Here is a 26,174-nt window from a genome sequence, read left to right as displayed (position 1 = left end):
AGCCTTGTTGACCCATTCACGCAGGGTGTGCGGCGAGCAGCCGATCTTCGACGCCACCGACGATACCGCCGCCCAGTGCGAGGCGTGATCGCCTTCGTGATCCAAAACCATCCGCACCGCGCGGGCGCGAACCTCAGGTGAAAATTTGTTGGTCGTAGTGCTCATGATGGCTCCATCCTATTTGGGAGTTGGAGCCTCCGGCAAACCCGGCGCGGTTCAGTCCTTCCAAGCGGAACGGTTGGCAACGGGATACTCACCACGCCGGTCTGGGCGAAGGGTGGCGGCGCCATCACCGTGACGGCGGGGCGCGACATCATCGGCATCGAGACGCCGGTCGATCCGGATGGGTTCCGGTACGCGACGGACGGCAATTCCGTTGGGGTGTCTACCGGCGAGTTCTGGAGCGGCTGGTATTATGTCAACGGCCGCGTGGCCACCATCCCCAGCGTGCCGTTCGATCCGTCGGGCAGTGGCGTGCAATATTCGAGCTGGATCAACTACGGCAGGTTCTTCCAGGGCTTCGGAGCGCTCGGCGGCGGCAACATCATGCTGAAGGCCGGTCGCAATGTGCAGGACGTCTCGGCCTCGCTCCCCGAGACCATCCAGTATTCGGGCGGCCAGTCGGCGACCGGGCCGGCGGCGACCGCGCATTATTACGGCGGCGGCAATCTGCTGGTCGAAGCCGGCAATGACGTGCTCTCCGGCGTCTATTATGTCGGCCGCGGCGCCGGTTTGATTCGCGCCGGCGGAGACGTTGTCGCCGACGCGACGCTCTACAAGACCGTGTTGAGTTATGATAAACTTCCTATGAGCAGCGATCCAGACACCGGACAGATGATCCAGTTTTCTGTACCGCTGCTGCTCGCCGTGCAGGACGGCCATATCAGCGTGCAGGCGGCGGGGTCGATCGACCTCGGCGGCATTTTCGAGCCGACCAAAATTCCCGCCGATTTGTTGGCGAATGAGCTGCCGAAAAGCTATAGTCAAGCCAAGGCGGGGCGCACCCTGCCGTCTGCCATCGGCGCCAGTTTCGAAAGCTTTGGGGCGAACAGCGGCGTGGCGCTGCAGAGCAGCACGGGGGCGATCGCCGTCAATTCGCTCTACCAGTCCAATGGATCCGGCGATGGCTACACCGACACGCTGTTCACCCACGGGGCCATCTTTGAGAATTATATCGGTGGCGCCCAACCGGGCAGTCTTATGCCGCCGAACCTCTCCGTCACGGCGCTGACCGGCGACATCGCGCTGGCCAGTGGCGTCCCGCAAAATCAGATCAATCTCTATGCATCCTCGACCGGCCAGTTGAGCCTTATCGCCGGCGGTTCGATCCTTGGCAGTGCCGCCAATATCCGCCATTCCACGGACACCGTTCCCGTCACGGTCACGATGTTAGACGACGCGTCGGTCGCGCCGCTGCACGTTGGCGACGATGTCCCAGTGCTGATCTACGCCGGCAAGGACATCAGCGGCGGCAGCTATTCGCTGCTGAAACCGGCAAGGGTGAGGGCGGGGCGCGACATCGTCAACATCACCTTGACCGGCGAGAACAACGCTGACGCCGACATCACCAGCATCGTCGCCGGCCGCGATATCCTCGCCCGGCGCATGCCCGAGGTCATCGGCCAATTTCCATCGGGAACCAGCACCAGCTTCACCCTTTACGGACCTGGCGACCTTCTGATCGCGGCTGGCCGCAACCTCGGGCCGTTCAGCACCTATGACAGGGTTTCCATCGCCGCAAACCCGGACCGCGACATGGGCGGCGGCATCTTCGCGATCGGCGACGGCGCCAACAGCGGCCGGACCAGCTTGCCGACCAAATTCTACCTGCCGAGGCAAGGCGCCGACATCGCGCTGCGTTTCGGCGTCGCGGGCGGCATCGACTATGCCGCCGCGATCGCCAGCTATGGCGATGCGGCCACCGCCGCGGCCAGCGGCATCGACGTCGTCCCTAGCATCGTTCCGCAGCTCGAACAGCTTGTCGCGCAGTTGATCGTCAAGCAAGCCAAGGCGGCCGGCATTGCCAATCCGAGCGTGGCCGTCACGCTCACCCCCGCCGAGGCTGCGGAGGTGTTCAATGCGCTGCCGACCGTGGCCATCAACGGCAAGCTGTCAGCGCTGGCGGCCAAGACCGGCCTCGGCGGCCTCGCCTTCGATCTGACGCCAGCGCAGTTCCTGTCGCTGCTGCATCAGTTGGACGCAATGAAGCTGGGCATCGACCGCGACTTCCTCACGCTGCTGAAGCAGGTCGGCCTCGACTACAACGATCCGTCGAGCGCTTATTCCGGCAAATATGCCCGCGCCTATGAGGCGATCGCGACGCTGTTTCCGGCCTCGCTCGGCTATACCGACAACAGCGCCGGCGGCACCGGGGCGGCGCCCGCGCTCAGGCGCACCGGGGATTTGAGAATGCCGCGCACGCTGGTCGAGACCCAGACCGGCGGCGACATCGATATTCTCGGCCCCGGCGGTAACGCCTATGTCGGCTCCAACAGCGCCGACACGCTGACGCCGGCGCAGCAAGGCATTCTCACGCTGCAGGGCGGCTCAGTGCGCACCTATACCGACGCCAGCGTGCTGATCTATCAGAGCCGCGTCTTCACCGAGCAGGGCGGCAATGTCGAGATGTTCTCAGCCAATGGCGACCTCAACGCCGGCAAGGGGCCAAAGAGCTCAGCGGCCTATCCGCCGCTGCGGCTGATCTGCGACAGCGACGGCTATTGCCGGGTGTCGCCGACCGGGCTCGTCACAGGCGCCGGCATCGGCGCGCTGATTTCGGTGCCGGGGCAGGATCCGACCAAGAGCAATGTGATCCTGACCGCTCCGCACGGCGTCATCGACGCGGGCGCCGCCGGCATCCGGGTGGCCGGCGACCTCAACCTCGTCGCCCTGCAGGTTTTGAACGCCTTCAACATCCAGGTTCAGGGCGTCAGCGCCGGCCTCCCGGTGACGCAGGGACCGCCGGTCGGCGCGCTGACCGCGGCCAATAACGCTGCCGGCGCCGCCGCCAAGACCGCCGAAGCGCCGGCCCAGCCGAACAACAGCGACCGGCCCTCCGTCATCATCGTTGAGGTGATCGGATATGGCGGGGGTGATGATAATGGCGCGCGGCAGCAGCCCGACCAACCGTCGCGTTATAAGGAGAAGCGAACTTACAATCCGAACAGCGCCTTTCAGATCGTTGGCGTCGGCGAGCTCACCGATGAGCAGAAGCAGCAACTGGCGCAATCGGAGCGGCGCCGACTCGACGAACGCTGATATTCCAATGAGGCTGGGTGATAATTCGGATGCAACGCCCTTTGCGCCATCGGCTGGCCAACTGCAAATCCATTGGCCTCCATCTCTCGTCTACATTGCCTGCAAACCCAAGACCGATGTCTGCAATCTCCAGCGCTTCATCATGCGCCGCCGCTTCGCGCAGCGCCTTTGCGAGAATCAGCGCCTCCTCGGGTCTCTTGAAAGATTTCAGCGCGTAAGTTATGGCCTCCGGCGTCCGCTCAAGCTTGATTAGTATGCAAGTTTAGCTGAAGTGCGCCCGCGCCGCGCGGGCAATATTCAAATATTGCTCCGTTCGTCCTCAAGCCTCAAGAACCCGCAGGCGATCGCCACCTTCGGCGGCGGCAATGTGACGATCGCGACCGGCGGCGACATCACTCAAACGGCCGCATCCCATCGAATCTCTCGCTCCTCAATCTGCTGCGGCTTTCCATGACAGACGCGACCATCGACATCGAAGCCGGCGGCGGCCCGACCTTGCAGGGCGCCGCCGCGCTCGGGCCGCAGCAGTACGAAATCGACAACGGCGGCACGGCGGGCTCGGCGCTGGCGAGCAATCACAACGCCTCGCCCTTCTATTCCGCCAACGCCGCCCTGACCCTGCAAGCCAACGGCAGCGTCACCGTCACCAATAAGAACGACCGCCTGCTCACGTCGTTCTACGCCCAAGCGGCAGCAGGCAGCAGGCAGCAGGCAGCAGGCGGTCTATCCTGGCTCGTTCGGCGCCGTCGCGCTGACCGGCGACATCGACCTGCGCACGAACGTGCAAGGTATCACCGTGGCGAGATCCATCCTTCTGGCGCCGAGCCCGGCGGGGCAGCTTGGCTTGCTCGCCGGCGGCGATATCGCCTCCACCTCCATCGCCATGCTCGACACCGAGCCCGCCTGGCCGCCGGGGGCGTTGTCGTCCAACTATGGAGAGACCAAGACGGGCGCGGCGCTGGTGTTCCCGATCGTGTTGCCGAGCGCCGCCGACACCACCGAGCGCCATCAGCACAACAAGACCATCACCCATGCGAATGACGACGAGCCGATCCGCATCTATGCCGGTGGCGACGTCGGCGGAGCGAGCGGCTCTGACGGCCGCGCGGTCCCCAGCCAATGGAATGTCCATTATAACATGATCTCAATTACATAAGAGTTCGTGGTTTTATTCTGAATGGCGCGCCATCTCAAGGCCCTGAAAAACCGAGGATTTCGCCCAGTTCAGCCCTCGTGTTCCCATGCCTAAACTCAGGTTGTCACACCGCTTGTCACACGAGGTGAGCAGGCAGGGCGACGTTTCGCGAAAGGGGATTTCGCTGGCAGGCCCAGATGAGACTCAAGGGTAACGCCCCGGTGTCACAATCTTTCGCCAGCCTGGACGACCTGCTGGTCAGGTATGCCGAAACGGTAACCCCGGCGAAGAAGGGTTCCCGCACAGAATCTTACCGGCCGCGGACGCTGCGGAGCCACTCGATAGCCCAGACGCCGCTGACCAAGCTCAACTCGGCTAAGGTGGCTTCCTACAGGGATGACCGCCTGAAACAGGTCTCACCTTCGTCGGTTCGAAGGGAGTTGACCATCCTGCGTCACTGTCTTCAGGTGGCCAAGGTGGATTGGGGCATTCCGCTCAAGGCGATACAAGCTGAATCCGCGCCGCTCGGGGCGGGACTCCATCCCGAGGCGGCTGCCGAACTCGCCGATCTCGTTCGCGTCATGAATTGCCACTATTCGAATCTGATCGAGGGGCGCAACACGCGGCCCGGGATATCGAACGCGCATTGGCTGGGGCTTAAGTCGAACCCGAGCGTCGCCCTTTGGCGTTCGAAGCGCGCGCATGTGTTGGCGCATCGCCGGATCGACGAACTCTACCTGACGGGCGCATTGCCGTCGCCGATCTCGGTCGAGTTCATCCGCTGGGTTCATCGCGCCTCTTATGAGGCAATGCCTGAGGAATTTCGGGTTGTGACGTCGCCCGACGGCGTCGTCCGTCCAATCGGGCCCGGGGCGTTTCGGGCTGGGGCTAGGGAGGACGCGCAGGTCGACCGTCATGTGCCGCCCTCGTCGGCGCGGGTGGTGGATTTCATGGCGCATTTCGAACGGCGCCTGATGGGTTGGTTCATTTGCAGCACGGCGTTTGGGCCGGAGGCCCGCGCCCACCCGCTTCATCCTCCAGCCATTGGCGCAAGGCCCGCAGTCCCGGCTCGGCGGCGCGCGTCCTCAGCGTGCAAAAGGCGAAAGACGCGCCGCAGGGCGCGAAGCCGAACGGCGCGACCAGACGCCCGCTTTCGATTTCGCGTGCGACCAGCAGCGCCGGCGCAATGCCGACGCCGAGTCCCGAAGCCGCCGCCTCCAGCATCAGTGCGAGATGGTCGAACCGGCGCCCGGCGTCGAAGCCCGCCGCCGGCAGGCCCAGGGTTGCCGCCCAGATCGGCCACGCCTCCGGGTGCGACTTGGTGTGCAGCAGCGGTCGCCCCGCGAGATCGGCCGGCTGGCGAAGACCGTCGGCCAGCGCCTGGACGCAGACCGGGCCGACGGCGTCTTCGAACAGCGAATGGGCGCTGATCACGCGCGGCCAGTCGCGCCCGCTCAGGATCAGCGCGTCGACGCGCCGTTTCTCCAGCGCCTCCAGATCGCCGCAGGTGCGCAAGTGCAGGCTTATGTCCGGCTGCGCGACCTCGAAGCCGGCCAAGCGCGGGATCAGCCAGTTGGCGAGAAAGCTGCCGGGCGCGCCGAGCGTCAGTTCGGTTGCGTCGTCGCCGGCGGAAATTTCTGCGCAACACCGCTCCAACTGATCGAACGCCAAAAAGCTGGCGACGCGCAACCGCTCGCCCGCGGCGGTCAGGCGCACCCCGCCAGCATGGCGCACGAACAGCGCGCAGCCCAAAAACGCCTCCAGTTGTCGCATCTGGTGGCTGACCGCGCTGTGGGTGACACACAGCTCCGCCGCCGCTGCGGAAAAATTCAGACAGCGCGCCGCCGCGTCAAAGACGCGCAGCGCATTCAGAGGCGGCAGGCGGCGCATGGAGGGCTTTCTGGTGTGAATTCAGCTCATATCTTCATGTGAGCAATCATCAATATAACAAGCGTATCTGAAGGGATAGGCTGCAAGTCTATCTTATATCAGGAGCGCGACATGACCATGACGAATTCTCCTCGACAGGCGCGGGAGCCGGACGCGGCGGGACTGTTCGGCCGTTTCGGCGGCGCCTATATGCCGGAAACGTTGATGCCGGCTTTGCGCGAATTGCGCGAGGAACTGGCGAAGGCCGACGCCGACGCCGCCTTTCACGCGCGTCGCCGCCAGATCCTGGCCGATTATGTGGGGCGGCCTAGTCCGCTGTTCCCGGCGGAAACACTGACCAAGGAACTGGGCGGGGCGCAAATCTTTCTCAAGCGCGAGGACCTCAACCACACCGGCGCGCACAAGATCAACAATTGCGTCGGCCAGATCCTGCTCGCCGAGCGCATGGGCAAACGCCGGGTGATCGCCGAAACCGGCGCCGGCCAGCATGGCGTCGCCACCGCGACCGTCTGCGCGCTGTTCGGCCTGCGCTGCGTGATCTACATGGGCGCGGCGGACATGGCGCGGCAGGCGCCCAATGTCGCGCGCATGCGCCTGCTCGGCGCCGAAATCCGCGCCGTGCAGTCCGGCGCCGCGACCCTCAAGGATGCGATGAACGAGGCTTTGCGCGACTGGATCACCCATGTCGAGGACTCGTACTACCTGCTCGGAACCGGCGCCGGCCCGCATCCCTATCCGACGATGGTGCGCGACTTCCAGCGCATCATCGGCGAGGAGACGCGCGAGCAGGTGTTCGCCCGCTGCGGCCGCCTGCCCGACGCGCTGGTGGCCTGCGTCGGCGGCGGCTCAAACGCGATCGGCCTGTTCCATCCGTTTCTCGCGGAGCCCTCTGTGCGCTGCTATGGCGTCGAAGCTGGCGGCTTCGGACTGGCCAGCGGCAAGCACGCGGCCTGTCTTTCCGGCGGACGCCCCGGCGTCCTGCACGGCAATTACACCTATCTGTTGCAGGACGAGGACGGCCAGATTCTCGACGCGCATTCCGTCTCGGCCGGGCTGGACTATCCGGGCGTCGGCCCCGAACACGCCCAACTGCGCGAAAGCGGTCGCGTGACCTATGCCACGGTGGACGACGACGAGGCGCTCGCAGCCTTTCACTGGCTGGCGCGGAGCCAGGGCATATTGCCCGCGCTGGAAAGCGCACATGCCCTCGCCTTCGCGCGCCGCCTGGCGCCAACCATGACGCCGGACGAAATTCTCGTCGTCAATCTCAGCGGGCGCGGCGACAAGGATCTCGACACCGTTCTCCAGCATAAGGGAGATGCCGCATGAACCGCCTCGACGCAAGACTTGCGCAGTTGCGCGCGCAAAACCGCGCGGGTCTGGTGTGCTATTTCATGGCCGGCGATCCCGATTTCGACGCCAGCCGGACGCTGCTCGCCGGGCTTGGCGCGGCGGGCGCCGACGTCATCGAACTCGGCCTGCCGTTCAGCGATCCGGTCGCCGACGGCCCGACCATCCAGAAAGCCCATTTGCGCGCCCGCGCCGCCGGCCAGACCACGGCGCGCACGCTGGCATTGGTCGCGGCGCTGCGCGAAACGGATGCGACCACGCCGGTTGTCTTGATGGGCTATCTCAATCCGGCGCTGCAATATGGCGTCCAAAACTTTTTCGCGGAGGCGGCGGCCTCAGGCGCGGACGCGGCGCTGCTGCTCGACCTGCCGGTCGAGCACGCCGCGCCGTTTCGCGCGGCGGCGCGATCTTCCGGCCTGCATCTGATCGCGATGACGGCGCCGACCAGCGACGACGCCCGGCTTGCCGAGATTTTGCGGGGCGTCAGCGGCTTCGTCTATCACGCCACGATCAACGGGACGACGGGCGCCGCGCGCTGTTCGCCCGCTGAGGTTTCAACCGCCATCGCCCGCGTGCGGCGCCACACGACACTCCCCGTCGCCGCCGGTTTCGGCATTCGCGAGCCGGCGCAGGCGCGCGACCTCGCCGAACAGGCCGACCTTGTGGTCATCGGCTCGCAATTGGTCGAAACGCTCGCGCAAGGCGGCGCGAGCGCCGCCCTGGAATCCGTGTATGGTTTTGCGCGCGCCTTGCGCGGCGCAGCACAGAGTGTTCGCGCGCCGTGCGCCAGAGGATCAAGGCCATGACAACCGGAGATCCAGGCCGAACCCCGGCGCGTTCTCAAGACGGTCGCTGGCGGGCTTCTCGTGCGGAACGCAGACAATTCCGTGATCCACGAGACGGACCTTCGCATTGTCGCGAAAGCCCAATCATCTGCGGCGCAGGTTCGCGACATGCTTTTCGCGTTCAAGGTGGTCAAGCACCTGATCTCGAACGCGCGTTTCATACGCGGCGACTGGATCATGGACCGCGCCGTCGTCATCGACGCCGGCTCTCATCCCGGCGGCGTCGGTCCCATGACGGTCGCCCCCCTGATGGCTCAAGCGGTCATGGCGGCGAAAACCATGAAACGCGATCCCGCGCGCCAAAATAAACACCGCCGGAGTCAATGCGGCAAGCAGTCGCCCTGCTTTTGTTCCCCGCCTTCGCCGTTCTGCTCCAGATGCTCGGCCAGTTCGGCCGCCAGCCCGAAAAACTTCCGCCGCACTTCCGGAACATAAGGGTTCATCCGCTCGATGGCGTAAAAGACCTCCGGCGCGTCATGGCGCACCATGTCCACTGCGCGCATCAGCAGGTCGAAGCTGACCGTGGTCATGGCGCGGGGCAGGGGCTCCATCTCCACCAACACCTTGGCGATCAGATGGGTCAGGCCCTGCACCATGGCGGCTTCGCGGTCGTGCTGCTCCGGCGTGGCGATGATGGCGTCGAGCCCGAGGGTCTGGCGCAGCCAGCCGGCGAGCGGCCGGACCCAGCGGCCGCGAATCGGGCACAGCACGATTTTTAGACCCTTGACGCCGCCGCGCGCGCTCTGCGGGCCAAACATCGGATGCGTCCCGATAATGTCCACGGTGTCCGGCAGTTCCTCGCGCATGATCCGGGCGGGGAGAACCTTGACCGATCCGACGTCGAGCACCAGCGCGCCGGCGCGCAGATGCGGCCGGATGTCGCGGATGACGTTGCGCAGCGCCGGCACGGGAACCGCCAGAATCACCACGTCGCAAGCGGCGGCCTCCGCCAGGGCGGCGAGGGCGACGCCCTTGAGCTGCGCGGACGCCTGCGGATCGTAGCCCAGAAGCGGAAAACGGCCGCCCAGATGCGCGGCGATCAACCGGCCGAAGGCGCCGAGCCCGATCAGGCCGATCCGTGGCGGATTTCGTTTTTTTCTTTTCGTCTGCCCTTGGCTCACATCAATCTCTAAGCAGGATTCCCGGGAACGGGAAGCGGACGCCGGTTCTTGGAAGAAAATCCTGCGAACACGAAGGAAGCTCATCATGAATTCGTTGGACCAACGAATTCATGATGAGCGGCGCGTCCCCGGTCAAGCTGGTCAACTCACGAAAGTCAAGCGCAAGCTCCGTCCGTCCGGCGGCCATTCGGAATGACGCGCGTCATTTTGGATCACGAGCTTGACGATTTGGAATCCATTTGGCGCGCATGGCGCTCCAACAGCTTCAATACCGCAGATGCGCTGAAAGCTCCGTCTCGAAGCACGAGAGCGGTCCACGCTTTTGTCAAACACTCACAGCCCGGCGATCACTTCACCTCGGTCGAATGGCAGGCGTTGGTGAAACTGTTGAACTTCGACCAGTCGCCGCAGGGGGTGCAGGCGGCGGCGGCAAGACCGACGGCGACAACGGCAATAATACGCAAGACTTTGGCCATGACGCTTGACCCCGAAATTTTCGCAGCGACCTTGGCGCAACGGCAGCGAAAGAGTCAAGCGAGCCGGAACCGCGCCACTAACGGATCTTCGGCTTGCCCCCAGATTCCGCCGTCTCCGGATAATCGCAGGACAGCGCCACCTCCCGCCCGGCCTCCAGTTCGAGGCGAAAAGCTTCCGTGCGTTCCCCGATGACATTTTGCGCCACCGAACCGAGCGCCAACCGCAACGGCGGACTGGCGCTCTGCGCCGTCGCGATGATCGCCGCCGCCCCGCGCGCGGGGTCGCCGAGTTGCGTCCCGCTATAGGCCTGCGTCGCCTTGCGCCGGGCGACGGCGGTTTCGGCATAGGCGTCGATGGCCTGTTTCGGCGTTTTCAGCGACCGTCCGGCCCAATCGGTGCGGAACGGGCCAGGCTCGACGATCAAGACTTTTACGCCGAGCGGCGCCAATTCCTTGGCCATCGCCTCCGACAGCCCCTCGACCGCGAATTTGGTGGCGTTGTAATAGCCGATTCCGGGAAAACCGCAGATTCCGCCCATCGAGGAAATATTGACGATGACGCCGGATTTTTGCGCCCGCATGATCGGCAGCACGGCGCGGCACAAAGCGGCGAGGCCAAACACATTGGTCTCGAACATGGCGCGGATTTCCGCGTCCTCGCCTTCCTCGACCGCCGCGAGATAGCCATAGCCGGCATTGTTGACGAGCACGTCGATTCGCCCGAATTTTTCCCGCGCCGCCTTGACGGCCGCGGCGATCTCGTCGGCCTTGTCCACGTTGAGACTGAGCGCCAGCGCGTTTTCGGGGGCCAAGGCGGCGAGATCGGCGATTTTTTCGGCGTCGCGGGCGGTGACGACCACTTTTTTGCCCGCTTCCAGCAATTGCCGGGCGATTTCGCGGCCAAAACCGGTCGAGCATCCCGTGACGAACCAGACCGAGCGATCGATGCGCGCCATGTTCCCGCCTCCTTTTTCCTATTCCTAGCACCGCGCCCCGGCGCAGGAAAGTTGAGCGGGCAGGTCGGATATTTGCGGGTAGGACCGAGCGGAAAACCATGATAGACGGGGCCGCCGCCCTCGCGCGCAGGCCATGGCGTAGCCATGCGAAAATTTGGGTCGTTTTCGAAACCTTCGAGAACAGACGATGTGAGGCGCGTTGCGATTTGCCGCAATCGACGCCCAGGGTTCCAGACGGATCAGGGATATGAGCGAATCAGACGCCGAAACGATCATTGCCTCCGAGTCGTCCGCCGGCGCCCATCCTGGCTCGCAGTCGTCCGTCCTGCGCGGCGCGAAGCGGCCGGAATTTTTGCGCGACGAGCTTTTGGCCGAAATCTTCGCCGAGACGGTCAAGACGGCGCCGCAGGCCATCGCCATGACCACCATGGAGCGCAAGCTGTCCTATGGCCGGGTCGATCATGAGGCCACCGCCCTGGCGCGCGGTCTGATTCGGCGCGGCATCGGACCGGGCGACGTGGTCGGCCTGTGGGGCGCGCGCGGCCCGGAATTGCTGATTGGCCAGATCGCCATTGCAAAAACCGGCGCCGCCTGGCTGCCATTTGACGCCGACGCGCCGGTCGAGCGCATCGAGACCTGTTTGCAGGACGCGCAGGCCAAGGCGCTGCTGACCTCCGAAACTTTTGCGCTCAAGGCCAGAGGCGGAATCAGCGTGGCCGTCGTCACCGAGTCCGACCTGATCGACGCCAACGACCAGACGCCGGTGGACGCGCGGAAGAACGGGACGACGCCCGACCATCCCGCCTACATGATCTACACCTCCGGTTCGACCGGCACGCCGAAAGGCATCGTCATCACCGGGCGCAACATCTGCCATTACCTGCGCTCGGCCAATGCGAACTATGGCGTCACCCGCGCCGACGTGGTGTTCCAGGGCGCCTCCATCGCCTTCGATCTGTCGATGGAGGAAATCTGGATTCCCTATCTGGTCGGCGCCGAACTGTTCGTCGCCACGCCCGAAGTCATGGGCGAGGCGGACAAACTGCCCGATCTGATGGATGAAATCGGCGTCAGCGTGCTCGACACCGTGCCGACGCTGCTGTCGCTGCTGCCGCGCGACCCCGGCGGCCTGCGCCTCATCATTCTCGGCGGCGAGGCCTGCCCGCCGGCGCTGGCCGCGCGCTGGTGCAAGCCGGGCCGGAAAATCTTCAATTCCTATGGCCCGACCGAGGCGACGGTCGTCGCCACCATGGCCGAGGTCCATCCGGACAAGCCCGTGAGCATTGGCGACCCCATCGCCAATTACACCTGCTATGTCGCCGACGAGGCCAACAACTTGCTGCCGCGCGGCGTGGAAGGCGAATTGCTGATCGGCGGCCCCGGCGTGGCGCGCGGCTATCTCAAGCGCGAGACGCTGACGGCGGAAAAATTCATCGCGAATCCCTTCCCCTCGACCGGCGACGACCCGATCCTCTACCGTTCCGGCGACGCCGTGGTGATGGAGGCGGACGGAAGCCTCTCCTTCCACGGTCGCATCGACGATCAGGTCAAGATTCGCGGCTTCCGCGTCGAACTCGGCGAGATCGAGGCCAAGCTTTCCATCCAGCCGGGCGTGAAACAGGCCGCCGTGGTGCTGCGCAATGACGACGGCATGGACCAGTTGGTCGCCTTCCTCGTGCCCGAGGACGGCGCCACGCTCGACCCCAAGATTTTACGCAGCGGCCTGCGCGCGACCCTGCCGGCCTACATGACCCCGGCGCGCTATGAGACGCGCGAAAACCTGCCGCGCCTGTCCTCCGGCAAGGTTGACCGCAAGGCGCTGAAGAAGGAGCCGCTCACCGCGCCGGCGACGGCGGAGGCGCAGGAAGACCCGCAAACCGAGACGGAAGCCCTGCTGTTGGAGGCTGCGCTAAAAGTGCTGCCGCCGCAGACCGTGCCGTTCGAAGCCGATTTCTTCACCGATCTTGGCGGCCATTCGCTGCTGGCGGCGCGTTTCGTCTCCATCGTGCGCCAGACGCCGCGCCTCGCCGGCGTCACCTTGCAGGACATGTATTCCGGCCGGACGCTGCGCGCCATCGCGGCCTTGCTCGACGAAAAATCCGCCACGGTCGGCGCGCCAAAGGACCTTTCGTTCACGCCGCCGCCGCTTTATCGGCGTTTCCTGTGCGGCCTCGCCCAGGCGATCTGCCTGCCGTTCCTGCTGGCGCTGTCCACGGCGCAATGGCTGGGTATTTTCGTCTCCTACATGCTGCTCACCGACACCGACGCCAGTTTCGGCCAGGAGGTGGCCTCGCTGCTCGGCGTCTATCTGATCGTCCAGGTCGTCACGGTCATCCTCGCCATAGCGGTGAAATGGATCGTCATCGGCAAGTTCAAGCCGGGCCGCTATCCGATCTGGGGCGTGTATTATTTCCGCTGGTGGCTGGTGCAGCGCATGCTGAACCTGACGCACATCAAGTGGTTCCAGGGCTCGCCGCTGATGCGGATCTACCTGAAGGCGCTGGGCGTCAGGGTCGGCCAGGACGCCAATATTTCCGAGCTGGAGATCGGCGCGTTCGACCTCGTCTCCATTGGCGAGGGAACCACCATCGGCCAGCGCGCCAAGCTCTCCAACGTGACCTTCGTGGGCGACGAAATGATCGTCGGTCCGATCGAGATCGGCCCGGACTGCTATATCGGCTCGTCCTGCGTGATCGAGGACCATTGCGTGCTGGAGGAGGGCGCAGAAATGCGCGACCTCACCGCGCTCGCGCCCCACACCAGGGTGCGCGCCTGGGAAATTTTCGATGGCTCGCCGGGTGTGTGCGTGGGGTCGGTCGACAAGGAGTCCCTGCGCCCGTTCGCGACGGTCTCGGCTGGCAAGCGCAGCCTGCAAACCTTCCTTTATACCCTGCTGCTGCTCGCCATCCCGCCGGTCGGCCTGCTGCCGCTGTTTCCGGCCTTCTGGGTGTTCGACCGCATCGACGAGGCGCTCGGCCTCGCGGCGCAGAGTCGTATGCTCTACATGGAGGCGATTCCGATCATGGCGTGGCCGACCGCTTTCGTCATGGTGCTGGTGACCGTGGGCTTCATCGCCTGCGTGCGCTGGATCGTCCTGCCCCGCGTGCGCGAGGGCAATTATTCGGTGTTCTCCTGGTTCTACATGCGCAAATGGGCGGTGGCGCTGGCGACCGAGGTGACGCTGGAAACCCTGTCCTCGCTCTACGCCACCATCTACATGCGGACCTGGTACCGGCTGATGGGCGCGAAAATCGGCAAGGATTCGGAGATTTCGACCAATCTCTCCGGGCGCTACGATCTGGTGGAGATCGGCGACAAATGCTTCATCGCCGACGAGGTCATCCTCGGCGACGAGGACATCAGGCGCGGCTGGATGCGGCTGGAAAAGCTGACGACGGGATCGCGCGTCTTCGTCGGCAATGACGGCGTGGTCCCGCCCGGCGCCGTGATCCCCGACGGCGCGCTGATCGGCATCAAGTCCAAGCCGCCGGCCAATGACCTGATGTCGCCGGGCGACACCTGGTTCGGCTCGCCGCCGATCAAGCTGCCGGTGCGCCAGCGTTTTGACGGCGCCGGCGCCAACTGGACCTATGAACCGCCGAAATGGAAAAAAATCGCGCGCGGCGTGTTTGAAGCGGTCCACATTTCGCTGCCGACCATGCTGTTCATCACCTTCGGCACCTGGGCGATCGAGTGGTTCGGGCCGGCCATGCTCGAAGGCCGCTACGGCGAGGTGTTCTGGATGTTCGTGGCGGCCTCGACGCTGATCGCGGCGGCCATGACGCTGGTGGTGGTGGCGGTGAAATGGCTGACCATGGGGCGCTACGAGCCGGTGACCAAGCCGATGTGGTCGTGGTGGGCGATGCGCACGGAAGCCGTCGCCGTGCTCTACTGGGGCCTCGCCGGCAAGGTCATGCTCGACCATTTGCGCTGCACGCCGTTCCTGCCCTGGTTCATGCGGCTGTTCGGCGCGAAAATCGGCAAGGGCTGCGTGTTCGACATGACCGACATCACCGAATTCGACTGCGTCGAGGTCGGCGATTTCTGCAACCTCAACGCGCTCTGCGCCCTGCAAACCCATCTCTACGAGGACCGGGTGATGAAGGTCGGCCGCGTCAAGCTGGGTTCGGGCGTCACCGTCGGCGCGGGCTCCACCGTGCTGTACGATTCCCATGTCGGCGATTACGCCCGTCTCGGGCCGCTGACCATCGTGATGAAGGGCGAATCGATTCCTGCGAACACCGAATGGGCCGGTTCGCCCGCCGCGCCGGCCAAGGTGGTGAACGCCGCCGCATAGGGGGCTCCTTGCGGCGGCAGGCCGGTGCGGTTACGTTCGGAGTCGGGAGGCTTTTGCCTGAATGACACAAACCGACGACGCCTTGCGGGTCTGGTTCCGCCTGATCCGCTTGCACACCCGCAGCCGCATGGCGGTGGCCAGCCGCTTGCGTCACTTCGATCTTTCCGTCGCCCAATGCGACGTGCTCACCACGCTGACGGAACGCGAGGGCATGTCGCAGCAGGAGCTGGCGGCGCGGCTTTACGTCACCAAGGGCAATATTTCCGGGCTGGTGGACCGTCTCGTCGCCAGCGGTCTGGTCGAGCGCCGCACCTTGCAGAGCGACCGCCGCTCGCACGCCATCCATCTCACGCCCGCGGGCCGAGAGCTGGCGCGAAGCGGCATAGAGGCGCAGCAGGCCTTCGTCGCCGACACCTTCGGGCGCATCGCCCCGGAGCGGCTGGCGCAGCTCGACGGCCTGCTGGTGGAGTTGCGCGACCTCGTCCGGGCGACCGGCGACGTGGCCGAACAGGACGCCTGACGTGTCCGATCTCACCGGTTTCGACGAGGCGTTCTTCGCCGCGCCCGCCCGCGTCTGGCGCGACGCCCTGCGCCGGCGCGATTTTTCCGCCCGCGAATTGTTTGAAGCCTTGTGGGATCGGGTGCTGGAGCGCAATCCGCCGCTCAACGCGCTGATCGGCTGGGACGAGTCTTCCGCGCTGCGCGCCGCCGACGAGTCCGACAAACGCCTCGCCCGCCGCGATGGCCTGCCGCTCGACGGCCTGCCGCTTTCGATCAAGGACAGCTTCGCCGTCACCGGCATGCCCACCACCTGCGGCGCCGAGGAGCTCGCCGACTATATGCCGGAGGAGGACGCGCTCGCCGTGGCGCGGCTGCGCGCCGCCGGCGCCGTGATTTTCGCCAAAAGCAATGTGCCGCGCATGACCGGCGATTTCCAAACCCACAACGCCCTGTTCGGCGCGACCAGCAACCCCTGGGATCTCTCGCGTTCGCCGGGCGGCTCGTCCGGCGGCGCGGCGGCGGCGGTGGCGGCCGGGCTGACCGCCTTCGAACTCGGTTCGGATCTGGGCGGCTCGATCCGCTGGCCGGCGCATGGCTGCGGCGTTTTTGGGCTGAAAACCAGTTGGAGCCAGGTTCCCATGCTCGGCCACATTCCGCCGCTGCCGTCGATCAAGCTGAAGAACCCGCCCGATCTCGGCGTCGCCGGGCCGTTGGCGCGCTCGGCCGGGGATCTGGAGCTGGCCCTGTCGGTGATCGCCGGGCCGGTCAATGCGTCCGGCCCCGCCTTTCTGGCAAAACCGCGCCGCCGCCGTCCCGGCGACTGGCGCGTGGCGCTCTGGCTCGATCCGAATTTCGCGCCGGTCGATGCCGAAGTCGAACAGGGGGTTTTGCACGCGGCCGACTTGCTGCGCGAGGCGGGCGCGCGCGTTGAGCCGGCCAAGCCGGATTTCGCTTTCGCCGAGGCGGTGGAGATCTACGCTTTGCTCAACTTCGCCATCGGCTTCGCCGGCGCCGCCCCCGAGGTCAAGCGCCGCGCCGCCGAGCAGGCGGGCGGTTCCTTCTGGCTGGCGCTGCGGGCGCGCGCCGCGCGGATGGATGCGGCCGCCTATGCGCAGCTCATGACGCGGCGCGGCGCGATGAAACAGGCCTTCGCCGATTTTTTCCAGCGCCATGACGCGATTCTCTGTCCGCCCGCGCCCTGTCTCGCCATCGCGCACGACCTGACGCCGGACCCGTTCGAGCGCCGGCTCGCGCTTCGCTCCGGCGATCTCGCTTATCATGACCTGTTGAAATGGGCCTGCCTCGCCGCTCTGGCGCATCTGCCGGCCGTGGTCGCGCCGGTGGCGCCGGGGCCTTCCGGCCTGCCGCGCGGCGTTCAAATCATTTGTCCCTATGACGAGGACCGGTCGGCGCTGGCGCTGGCCGCCGTGATCGAAGAGGCCGGCGGCGGATTTCGGCCGCCGCCATTTCCTTTTGGCACAGGCGCCTGAACGCCGGCTTAACGGCCGCTTTACTCTGATCGTTCAAGTTGTGGGCATGGTCTTCGCACTTTGTGAACCCTCCCGGGTCGGCGGGGACTTGTCGCCCGAGCGTAACGCGTAAGCCCCGAGTCGTGCCATGAACGAACTGCTCTCCACCGCCATCCCCGCCCAGCCGCCCCGGCAGGACGCGCGCGATCTGCAATCGCGGCTTTATCGCGAAATCGGCCTCGCCGCCGTCGAGGCGGCGCTGTTCGCGCCGGATCTCCTGCTTGCCGAGATCCAACAGCGCCAGATCGAACGGGGCGCCGCCGAGGCCAAGGTGCTGACGTTCCCGAACCGCGCCGCCTGAGGCCCGTTCCGCGCCGCACGGCTCTTCACGCCCGGTCGACGACGCGCGTCCTCTGGCCCCGCTTTGGGGGAGAGGGGCTGGGGCATTGGCTTCCATGTTCAGGAAAGCCAACGTCCCTAACCCCAACGCTCCTCCTCGGCGCGCAAACAAAAACGCCCCCGTTTCCGGGGGCGTTTTTGGTTTTGCGCGGATGGCCTCAGAGCACGACGACCTTGGTCCCGATCTTCACGCGGTTGTAGAGGTCGATGGCGTCCACATTGCGCATGCGGATGCAGCCCGATGACACGTGCTGGCCGATCTTGTCCGGCTCGTTGGTGCCGTGGATGCGGTACAGCGTGTCCTTGCTGCCCTGGAACAGGTACAGGGCGCGCGCGCCGAGCGGATTGTCGGGGCCGCCGGGCAGGCCGCCGGCTTCCGCCGTCGGGCGCAGATGCGGCCAGCGCTCCAGCATGTCGGCCGGCGGCATCCAGCCCGGCCATTCCGCCAGCTTGCCGACGCGCGCCTCGCCCTTCCAGCCGGCGGCCTCGCTGCCGGTGGCGACGCCGTAGCGGATCGCCTTCTTGTTGGGCATGGAATAATAGAGGAAATTCTGGCTGGAATCGATGGTGATCGTGCCCGGCGCGGCGCCGGTGGGATCGTCCACGATAAAGCGCTCATATTCGCCGCCGACATTGGCGTTGGGCGCCAGCGACAGGAATTCCTTGTCCTTGGCGTTGAGGTTCGGGTCCGGCGTGCGGACGCCGCCGACGCCGTTGCAGCCGGCCAAGGCCGTCGTCATCAAGCCAATACATGCCAATGTTCGAAAATTCATTGCCCGCCCCGAATTGTTCCGCCCGGTCCATTCAATCGATAATTACCATATGCAGCCGCGCCGTCACCCCGATTGCGACCGCGAAGGCGGCCGGATCGCGTCAAAAGCGAGTCCTGTGACGGATGGGCCACACCGTCACCCAAAAATGACACTGCGACGCCAAGGCCATTGTTGGAGAACAATCTCAAGGCATGGTTAAAATTTTTCGGCAAATGCTCGACTTTCGGCGAAAGCCATAAACAATGTTGGACAGAAGCGGCAAATAGCGCGATGCTGACCCTATAGCGCGGGAAGGCGCAGCTTTTCCGCCAACAAGCGCGCGAGGCCAGCCGAAAGGCGGAGCTTCGCGTAAAAGGAAATTTGGGGAAGGAAGACGCCGAGGTTTTTCCCGCGCGCGAAATGCTTTGGCCGGCGACAGGGCGGAGCTTTTTTTCCGCCTATGAGACGGCTGTGCATTTCAAACTGCTGGAAATCCTTGGGACTTCGCCGCCGGCCCGCACGCCGTGGCGCACGGACCCGTCGAGGACATTGGCGAGCAGCACTTGAACACGCTTCTGATTACGCATCCCAGCGGGCTCGATCACGACAATGGACCCGGGCATCCCGAACGCCCCGACCGCGTCCGTGTGGTGGAGCGCATTCTCGAACATGAGAAATTCATGACGCTGATCCGCGATCAGGCGGTCGACGGGTCGCGCGAACAGGCCTTGCGCGTCCATCCCGAATCCTATCTCGCGGCGCTGGAGCAAACTTCGCCGCGCGACGGCTTCGCCAAACTGGACAGCGACACCACCATGAGTCCGGGCACGCTTGCGGCGGCCTATCGCGCCATCGGCGGCTGCTGCCAAGCCATTGACGAGGTGATGACGCACAAGGTGGACAATGCCTTCGTCGCCATGCGCCCGCCCGGTCATCACGCCGAGCGCGCGACGCCGATGGGCTTCTGCTTCTTCAACAACGCCGCCGTGGCCGCCCGCCACGCCATAGCCGTCCACGACGCCCAGCGCGTCGCCATCATGGATTTCGACGCCCATCACGGCAATGGCACCCAGGACATTTTCTGGTCCGACCCGCGCGTGATGTACGCCTCGACCCACGAAATGCCGCTTTATCCCGGCACGGGTTCGGCCGGCGAGCGTGGCGAATACAACAATATGGTCAATGCGCCGCTGTCGGCCGGCGACGGAAGCATGAATTTTCGCGAGGCGATGGAAGTCGCCATCCTGCCGCGCCTTGAGGACTTCAGCCCCGACTTGCTGATCATTTCCGCCGGCTTCGACGGGCACCGCCGCGATCCGCTCGCCAATCTCAATCTGACCGAGGCTGATTTCGCCTGGGCGACGTCAAAACTGATGGATCTCGCCGACCGCAAATGCGGCGGTCGTGTCGTGTCGCTGCTTGAAGGCGGCTACGACCTCGACGGTCTCGCGCGCTCGGTCGCCGCCCATGTGCTGACGCTGATGGGGATATAGCGGTTCAGCCGCCGTCACACCGGAAGTCCCCCCAGCTTTTTCGTCAGCGACAGCAGCAGGCTCGACGCCAGCTTGCGCCAGCGCGGCAGGTTTTTTTCCTTGATGCGGCTACGCAACTCACGCACCGTCGCATTCTGGACGACGCGGCCCTCCAGCATTTCCGGTTTTCCGAACGCCTCCGGGTCCTGCAAGGCTGCGCGGGAGATCAGCCCGTGTCGGGCGAGCATCGAGACATAGCCGGCGATGGCCGCGATCAACCGGTCGGCGTGGGCGTCGCCGGAAATTCTGTCGCAGCGGGCGAGATGGGCGAGCAGGCGCTGGCGCGCATCGAACAGCACATCGGCGTTTTCGGTCGAGCGTGACTTCGGTCGAACGCGGTAGATCTGCGTCGTCGCCATCACCGCCTCGCCGGTGAAGCCAGCCAGACAGAAGCGGGCGTTGAACTCCCAGTCCTCGAACAAATGGCGCAGGTCCGGCGCATAGCCGCCCAACCGGTCGAACGCGGATTTGCGCACGAGAATGGCGCTGTGGGCGCAGTTTTCGTCGAGCACGGTCATGGGATTGGCGTCGGTGGTGAACCAGAAATGGTTGCGCTCGCCATGGGAGCGCTGAACGCCATAGGCCATGTCGAGGTCGGGATTCCGGCGCAGCGCCGTCCGCGTGGCGCGAAATCCGTCGGCGTCCAGCATGTCGTCGGCGTCGAGGAACTGGAGGACGCTGGCCGTCCCGACGGCGGCCGCGCCGCGATTGCGCGCCTCGGAGGGGCCGCCGTTGCGCTCCATCGCGATGAGCTGGATCGCCGGCTTTCCCGCCCGATTGGCCTTTTCCACGATCTCCCCGAGGCGCCCGACCTCCTCGGGGCGCGAGGCGTCGTCCACCACGATGATTTCGTCGCCCTCCCTGGCGCAGGCGCGGATCGAGCCGAGACATTCGGCGAGATCGGCGGTGGAATTGTAGTGCGGCACGATGAAGGCGACGCCGAAATCCGCGCCCTCCGCCGGCGGCGGCGCGGCGGGCGCCTCGACCAGGGCGAAATAATCGGCGAGCATTCTGGCGTTGGACTCGCGCGCGATCCTGTCGAATTTTTCCCGCGCGTCGGGGTTGGGCGGCAGCGGGGTCAGCGCCGAGAGAAAAGCGAAAATGGCGTCGGCCGCGTCGGGCGCGAGCGGATCGTAGCTTTTCACCTCGGGAAAGGGCGCTGCGATTTCCGGCATACCGCCGCGCGCGCTCACCAGCGTCGGCTTGCCATAGGGCAGGGTTTCCAGCAAGGCGTTGGGATAATTCTCGAAGATCGAGGGAAACAGGAAGGCGTCGGCGTGGGCCAGGAATTGTTCGGGCAACGTCTGCTGGTCGATATAGCCGAAAATTTCGACATGGGCGCTGAGGCCGGCGCGTTCGGCGGCGGCGTGGATCAGATCGCCATTGCTGTGCTTTTCGTCATGGGGCAGATCGAGGCCCAGCAGTTGGAACCGCAGGTTCCTGTCCTTGATCAACGCGACAATGTCCGGCGCGGCGGCGACGGTCTCGAAGAAATGGGCGATGCCCTTGCGGTTCTCCAGCCGTCCGACATAGCACAGCGTCAGCGGGCGATCATCGGGGCGCGGCGCGGGCTTCGGGTCGGCCGGGGCCGCCTCCAGCTCGAACAGGCCTGGCTCCGCCTTGGGATGGGGAATGCGGACGGCGCGCGCGGCGATCTCCACGCCCTTTTGCCGGCAGATCGCCTCGACGCGTTCGAACATGGCCCGCGCGCCATAGGTCAGCGCGTCGGCGTGGCGGTAGCAGAACAGTTCGTAGCCGAGCGAGCGCCGCCGGATCACGTCGTTGACGTAAAGCGGGTCGTTGTTGTCGTCGAACAGCATGAGCAATGGCGAATGCAGCCGCACCGCCACCCTGTCCAGCCGCAACTGCCCGTGGCGTCGCATTTTCAGGCTGAAATAGCCTTCCATGCCGTAATCGGGAAATTCGATGAACCGAAAACCGTGGCCGTGCTGTTGCAACATCCACAGCGTTTCCGCCACGGCGAGCGAAAAGCGCATGTGGTCGTTGCCGACATCCTCGACATGCAGCCCCTGGCGATGATGGATCGGCGCCGCCGTGATCACGGATATGTTCGGCAGCAGCGCCGCGAGGCGCGGATCGAGGTCGGCGGCGCAGATCAGCAGCACGGACCGGCCTTCGGCGTTTTGCGACAGCAGCCGCAAGAGAAGGCGCGAATAGGTGCCGATGCCGCCGGTCACCATGCTCAGGGGTTCGTAGCAGGTCAGGACGAAATCCCAGCGCCGGGGCTTGAGATTGAAACGTGCGGCGCGGTCTTCAAACAGCGGGGTCGTCAAAGACTGGGGAGATCCTGCGTCGGAGAGCATAAAGGGAATCCAGATAATCCGCGAACGGCGAGCCAAATGCCTGCCCGCTATAGCAGGCGAGGCGCGCGAAGGCGAGGCGCCGCGCTCGCCAGCCTGACCGAGCAAGCCCGCATTCATCGAATGCTCAGTCCGCCTGTTCCGCTGGCAAATCATGCGCCGAGGCGGCTATTTTCTGGTAATCGTCCAATCTATTCAAGTTTCTATCCAAAAGGGATTAAATCTTGACTTGCCGGGGCCGCTCTGCAAAACGAACGCATTGTTCGCGCGCCGGCCCGCTGTTCGCGGTCTCAACTGTTTGGTGTGAAATGGATCAGGACTCGAAGCGGAAATTCGCGTTTTTTGTCTGCCATCACAAGCCCGGTCCGATCTTCCGCGATGACATATTCACGCCGATCCAGGTGGGCGCCGCCCTGTCCGAGACGCACCTGCCGCAATGCGCGCGCGACGACACGGGCGATAACATCTCGGCGAAAAATCCGAGCTATTGCGAACTGACCGCGCTGTACTGGATGTGGAAAAACGTCGAGGCGGACTATTACGGCCTGTTCCAATATCGTCGTTTCCTCAATTTCAGGCGCATCGGCGCGCTGACCAGCACATTCAGCTCATTCAACGATGTTTCACCCGAAACGATCGCCCGGTTCGGGTGGAGCCGGCCTCAGATCGAGGCCCTGCTGACCACATGCGACATCGTCACCTCGCCGCGCTGGGACGTGCATCCGGTCGGGCTCGAAAAGCTGACGATGACCAATTACGACTTCTTCGCGAAGGAGCACAACATCCGCGATCTCGACACGGTTATCGCGGTCATCAAGAACAAGTATCCAGAAATCTATCCGTTTGTGCTGCGCTACCTTTACTCGGAGCGCTGCACGTTCGCGAATATGTTCGTCATGCGCGCGGATTACTTCAAGCGCTACGCACAATGGCTGTTCGACGTCCTGTTCGATGCGGAGAAGGACATCGACGTTTCCGGCTATGACGGCTACCAGAAGCGGGTTTTCGGCTTCCTGTCCGAACGGCTGTGCGGCGCCTATGTCGATTACCTCGTCGCGACGGCCGGCGCCCGCGTGGCGGAAGCCTCGGTCGCGTTCGGCGTCTTCGCCAAACCCGTAACGGATGGGCAAGAGGCGCTGCGCAACATCGAGGCTCAGGCGGCCGAGGCGCGCGCCTTTCTCGTTCCCGAGCGCGTCCATGTCACCTTCGCCATCGACGACACATACGCGCCCCATTGCGGCGCCGCCATCGCCTCGCTGCTCGGCAACATTCACGACCGGCAGCAATTGACCATTCACATCCTGCATGACGCGACGCTGTCGCAACTCAGCCGGAGCCTGCTGGCTTCGCTGATGCCCCGCGCCGAAACGCAAATCGACTTCATCGAAATTCCGGCCGGGGATTTCGACTTCTTTCCCAACAACCGCGCCTACATTTCGCGCGCGACCTATTATCGCCTGGTCTTGCACAAGGTTCTGCCGCCCGAGGTCAAAAAGACCATTTATATCGACGCGGATGTGATCCTTGCCGACAACATCTGTAAAATTTGGGTCGATCTCGACGACAATCTGGCGGCCGCCTGTCCGGACGAGGGCGGCGTGATGCAGACGCGGCGCCTGGGGCTGCCGCTCAGCCACAGCTATTTCAACGCGGGCGTCTGCGTGTTCAATCTGGAGAAGCTGCGCGGCTGCGATGCGGACAGCCTCTATCTGGAGTCCTATGCGCGCAACAAAAACCTGATCTCGCTTCAGGACCAGGACATTCTGAACATCGCCTTCCACGACAGGATCAAGCTGCTGCCGCTGCGCTGGAACGCCAATGCGCGGCTCTACGACTGGAACGAACTCGAATACAAATATTCGGAGGCGGAGGCCCATGAAGCGGCGCTGCATCCCGGCCTGATTCACTACACGGATTCCTCAAAACCGTGGCATCCCCGCTGCGAGCATCCGCTGGCGGCGCTGTATTGGCGTTGGCGCAACGAGACGCCCTGGGCGCGCACCCGCGCGCAAGAGCTGAAGTTCGAACTGGACGCCTGGTATTGGCGCCAACGGGAGGCCGCGCATGCGTTCGAGCGGCGCATGCGTCCGCATATCAAGGCGCTCACCCGCAAGTTCAAGAAAAAGTCGTGACCGGGTGAACGCCGCGCGCGCTCATTTCCTTCGCGCGCGGCCGATGCGGCGCGCGACCGACAGCGCGAGCCGGGCCAGTTTCTTGCGCCACGTCGGCAGCGGCCGCGCCTTCAACTGTTCCTCAAGATCGGTGATGTGGACGACGGTCCGGCGCGCCAAGGCCTGTTCGCGGCTCTGCCCGGCGCCCGGCTGCAGCAGGCCGGCGCGTTCGAGCATGGAGGCATAAACGGCGAGCGTCGCGGCGAGCCGGTCGCGGTGCGGATCGCCCGACAGTCGCGCGCGCGCGACATGCGAAAACAGGGCCTGGCGCGAGGCGTCGAGCCGGTCGAGGTTTTCGAGCGTGCGGGAGGCGTGGCCCATGCGGTACTGCTGGGTCCGCGCCATCACCATTTCGCCGGCGAGGCCGGACAGGCACAGACGGACGTTGAACTCCCAATCCTCATAATGAAAGCGCAGGGCGGAGTCCTGCCCGCCGAGCGCCTCGAAGGCGGCGCGGCGGACGAGCGGGGCGCTGTGGCAGTAGTTTTCCTCGAACGCCGTCAGCGGATTGGCGTCCATGGTCACCCAATAGAATCGATCCGCCCCGAAATTGCGTTGCAGGCCATAAACCATGGCGAGATCGGGATTGAGCCGCAGGGCGCGGCGCGTCGCCTTGAAGCCGTCGGCGTCGAGCGCGTCGTCGGCGTCGATGAACTGGATCGCTTCGGCGCGCTCCAGCAGGGTGACGCCGATGTTGCGGGCGGCGGCGGGGCCGCCGTTGTGCGACAATTCATGCAGCGCGATTTGTACGCCGCCCTCGGCGTTCAGCCGCGCGACCACGGCGCGCAGCGCCGCCTTCTCGTCGGCGCGCGAGACGTCGTCGACCACCACGATTTCGTCGCCGGGTTCGGCGCAGGCGCGCACGGAGCCCAGGCAGTCCGCGATGAATCCGGCATTGTTGAAATGGGGAATGACGAATCCGACGGGGACATCCGGCGGGTCGAGGCGCGCCTGCGGCGGTGGCGGCGCGAAGGTCGTCCAAAGCGGCGCCGCCTCGCGACGCGCGCGCGCGGAAGGGCCGGCGAAAGGGTCGAAACCGTGGCGTCGGCACAGGCGTCCGACCCGCGCCAGGATGTTTTCGTCGCTGTAGAGCAGGACGTCGGCCTGCCGCAGACAGGCGATCTCCTCGGCCATCAGGTTGCGGATCTGCGGGTCCATTTCGCACAGCGGCGCGGACTGGTCCTCGTTCTCCAGCGCGGTGGGCCCGTGCAGCCGCAAGGCGACGCCATCGATGCGCAACTGGCCGTGGCGGCGCATTTTCAGAATGTAGAAGGCTTCGGCGCCCCGGTCGGCGCAGCAGGCGAGGGCGAATTCGTGGCCGCGCCGTTGCAGTTCGGCCAGAAGTTCGGCGGCGGCGAAGGCGAAGCGCAGCGCCGGCGCTTCGAGGAAATGGACATAGCGGCCGAACGCATTGCGGCGGGGCGGCGCGACCAGGACGACAACCCGCTCCAGCGCCGATGTCAAAGCGGGATCGACGGACTCGGCGCAGATCAGCAGGATGGCGCGATCCCGCGCCTCGGCCTCCAGCGCGACGAGAAGCCTTAAGATGTCGCCGGACCTCGCATCGACGCCATGGGCGAGGGACTCGCCACAGGTGACAACCAGATCCCAGCGCTGCGGCGTTGGAAAGGGATATACGGCGACGTTGGCCTCATTGGCCCAATCCTGATCGTCGAAAAGTCCTTCGCGCGCCATGTCGAG

At 65.1% G+C, this 26,174-nt stretch carries 18 protein-coding genes; 11 read left to right on the top strand and 7 right to left on the bottom strand.

Features of this window, described 5'->3' with window-relative positions; translation table 11 throughout:
- Positions 1-165: transposase (locus CCR94_RS08680; protein ID WP_146089916.1), on the bottom strand; the 165-nt coding region annotated here is incomplete at its 3' end.
- Between the two features lie 129 nt (positions 166-294).
- Between CCR94_RS08680 and CCR94_RS08675 the strand changes: the two genes are divergently transcribed.
- Entirely contained in the window at positions 295-3,258 is a 2,964-nt protein-coding gene (locus tag CCR94_RS08675; protein ID WP_104507477.1) for a filamentous haemagglutinin family protein, read from the top strand.
- A 796-nt stretch (positions 3,259-4,054) separates the two neighbouring features.
- Positions 4,055-4,414 carry a hypothetical protein gene (locus CCR94_RS08670; protein WP_146089915.1) on the top strand — a complete coding sequence of 120 codons (360 nt, stop codon included), beginning with the start codon at positions 4,055-4,057 and terminating at the stop codon, positions 4,412-4,414.
- Between the two features lie 963 nt (positions 4,415-5,377).
- On the opposite strand, the gene CCR94_RS08665 is transcribed toward CCR94_RS08670, so the two are convergent.
- Positions 5,378-6,283, bottom strand: a complete 906-nt coding sequence (locus CCR94_RS08665) for a LysR substrate-binding domain-containing protein (protein WP_104507475.1) — start codon at positions 6,281-6,283, stop codon at positions 5,378-5,380.
- Between the two features lie 111 nt (positions 6,284-6,394).
- On the opposite strand from CCR94_RS08665, the gene trpB reads away from it, so the two are divergent.
- From trpB to CCR94_RS26600, 3 genes are read left to right on the top strand one after another with little or no spacing between them, the layout of a single operon-like run.
- A complete protein-coding gene (trpB, locus tag CCR94_RS08660; protein WP_104507474.1) occupies positions 6,395-7,612 on the top strand; it encodes a tryptophan synthase subunit beta in 1,218 nt (405 codons plus the stop codon).
- Positions 7,609-8,439 (top strand): tryptophan synthase subunit alpha, encoded by an 831-nt coding sequence (gene trpA, locus CCR94_RS08655; RefSeq protein WP_104507473.1) that lies wholly within the window; start codon positions 7,609-7,611, stop codon positions 8,437-8,439. Before trpB ends, trpA begins: the two co-directional genes overlap by 4 nt.
- 60 nt (positions 8,440-8,499) lie before the next feature.
- The gene (locus CCR94_RS26600; protein WP_158254685.1) at positions 8,500-8,913 is read left to right on the top strand and encodes a Rossmann-fold NAD(P)-binding domain-containing protein; all 414 of its coding nucleotides are present in this window, start codon (positions 8,500-8,502) and stop codon (positions 8,911-8,913) included.
- Here CCR94_RS26600 and CCR94_RS08645 read toward each other — a convergent pair.
- Positions 8,799-9,605, bottom strand: coding sequence for a prephenate dehydrogenase (locus CCR94_RS08645; RefSeq protein WP_244594000.1), 807 nt, complete (start codon positions 9,603-9,605; stop codon positions 8,799-8,801). The two genes, CCR94_RS26600 and CCR94_RS08645, sit on opposite strands and share 115 nt — an antisense overlap.
- 547 nt (positions 9,606-10,152) lie before the next feature.
- Positions 10,153-11,031: an oxidoreductase gene (locus CCR94_RS08640; protein WP_104507470.1), complete on the bottom strand. Its 879-nt coding sequence runs from the start codon at positions 11,029-11,031 to the stop codon at positions 10,153-10,155.
- 247 nt (positions 11,032-11,278) lie between these two features.
- On the opposite strand from CCR94_RS08640, the gene CCR94_RS08635 reads away from it, so the two are divergent.
- The 4 genes from CCR94_RS08635 to CCR94_RS08620 all read left to right on the top strand — a co-directional run bounded on the left by CCR94_RS08635 (position 11,279) and on the right by CCR94_RS08620 (position 17,659).
- A complete protein-coding gene (locus tag CCR94_RS08635; RefSeq protein ID WP_104507469.1) occupies positions 11,279-15,328 on the top strand; it encodes a Pls/PosA family non-ribosomal peptide synthetase in 4,050 nt (1,349 codons plus the stop codon).
- 61 nt (positions 15,329-15,389) lie between these two features.
- A complete protein-coding gene (locus CCR94_RS08630; protein ID WP_104507468.1) occupies positions 15,390-15,848 on the top strand; it encodes a MarR family winged helix-turn-helix transcriptional regulator in 459 nt (152 codons plus the stop codon).
- Position 15,849: 1 nt separating this feature from the next.
- Positions 15,850-17,319 (top strand): amidase family protein, encoded by a 1,470-nt coding sequence (locus CCR94_RS08625; RefSeq protein ID WP_104507467.1) that lies wholly within the window; start codon positions 15,850-15,852, stop codon positions 17,317-17,319.
- 127 nt (positions 17,320-17,446) lie between these two features.
- A complete protein-coding gene (locus CCR94_RS08620; RefSeq protein WP_104507466.1) occupies positions 17,447-17,659 on the top strand; it encodes a hypothetical protein in 213 nt (70 codons plus the stop codon).
- 196 nt (positions 17,660-17,855) lie between these two features.
- Here the strand turns inward: CCR94_RS08620 and CCR94_RS08615 are convergent, their stop codons facing one another.
- Entirely contained in the window at positions 17,856-18,437 is a 582-nt protein-coding gene (locus tag CCR94_RS08615) for a L,D-transpeptidase (protein ID WP_244593998.1), read from the bottom strand.
- Positions 18,438-19,012: 575 nt separating this feature from the next.
- Between CCR94_RS08615 and CCR94_RS08610 the strand changes: the two genes are divergently transcribed.
- Positions 19,013-19,942, top strand: a complete 930-nt coding sequence (locus CCR94_RS08610; RefSeq protein WP_104507481.1) for a histone deacetylase family protein — start codon at positions 19,013-19,015, stop codon at positions 19,940-19,942.
- Positions 19,943-19,956: 14 nt separating this feature from the next.
- Here the strand turns inward: CCR94_RS08610 and CCR94_RS08605 are convergent, their stop codons facing one another.
- Positions 19,957-22,275: a glycosyltransferase gene (locus tag CCR94_RS08605; protein WP_158254684.1), complete on the bottom strand. Its 2,319-nt coding sequence runs from the start codon at positions 22,273-22,275 to the stop codon at positions 19,957-19,959.
- 335 nt (positions 22,276-22,610) lie between these two features.
- On the opposite strand from CCR94_RS08605, the gene CCR94_RS08600 reads away from it, so the two are divergent.
- Positions 22,611-24,434, top strand: a complete 1,824-nt coding sequence (locus CCR94_RS08600) for a DUF4422 domain-containing protein (RefSeq protein ID WP_104507463.1) — start codon at positions 22,611-22,613, stop codon at positions 24,432-24,434.
- 21 nt (positions 24,435-24,455) lie between these two features.
- On the opposite strand, the gene CCR94_RS08595 is transcribed toward CCR94_RS08600, so the two are convergent.
- A complete protein-coding gene (locus CCR94_RS08595) occupies positions 24,456-26,168 on the bottom strand; it encodes a glycosyltransferase family 2 protein (RefSeq protein ID WP_158254683.1) in 1,713 nt (570 codons plus the stop codon).
- Between the last annotated feature and the right edge of the window lie 6 nt (positions 26,169-26,174).

This window comes from Rhodoblastus sphagnicola, assembly GCF_002937075.1.
In the GTDB taxonomy this organism is placed as follows: Bacteria; Pseudomonadota; Alphaproteobacteria; order Rhizobiales; family Beijerinckiaceae; genus Rhodoblastus; species Rhodoblastus sphagnicola.
The sequence above is the reverse complement of the archived record's forward strand: the minus strand, read 5'-3'. Positions and strand labels throughout refer to the sequence as shown.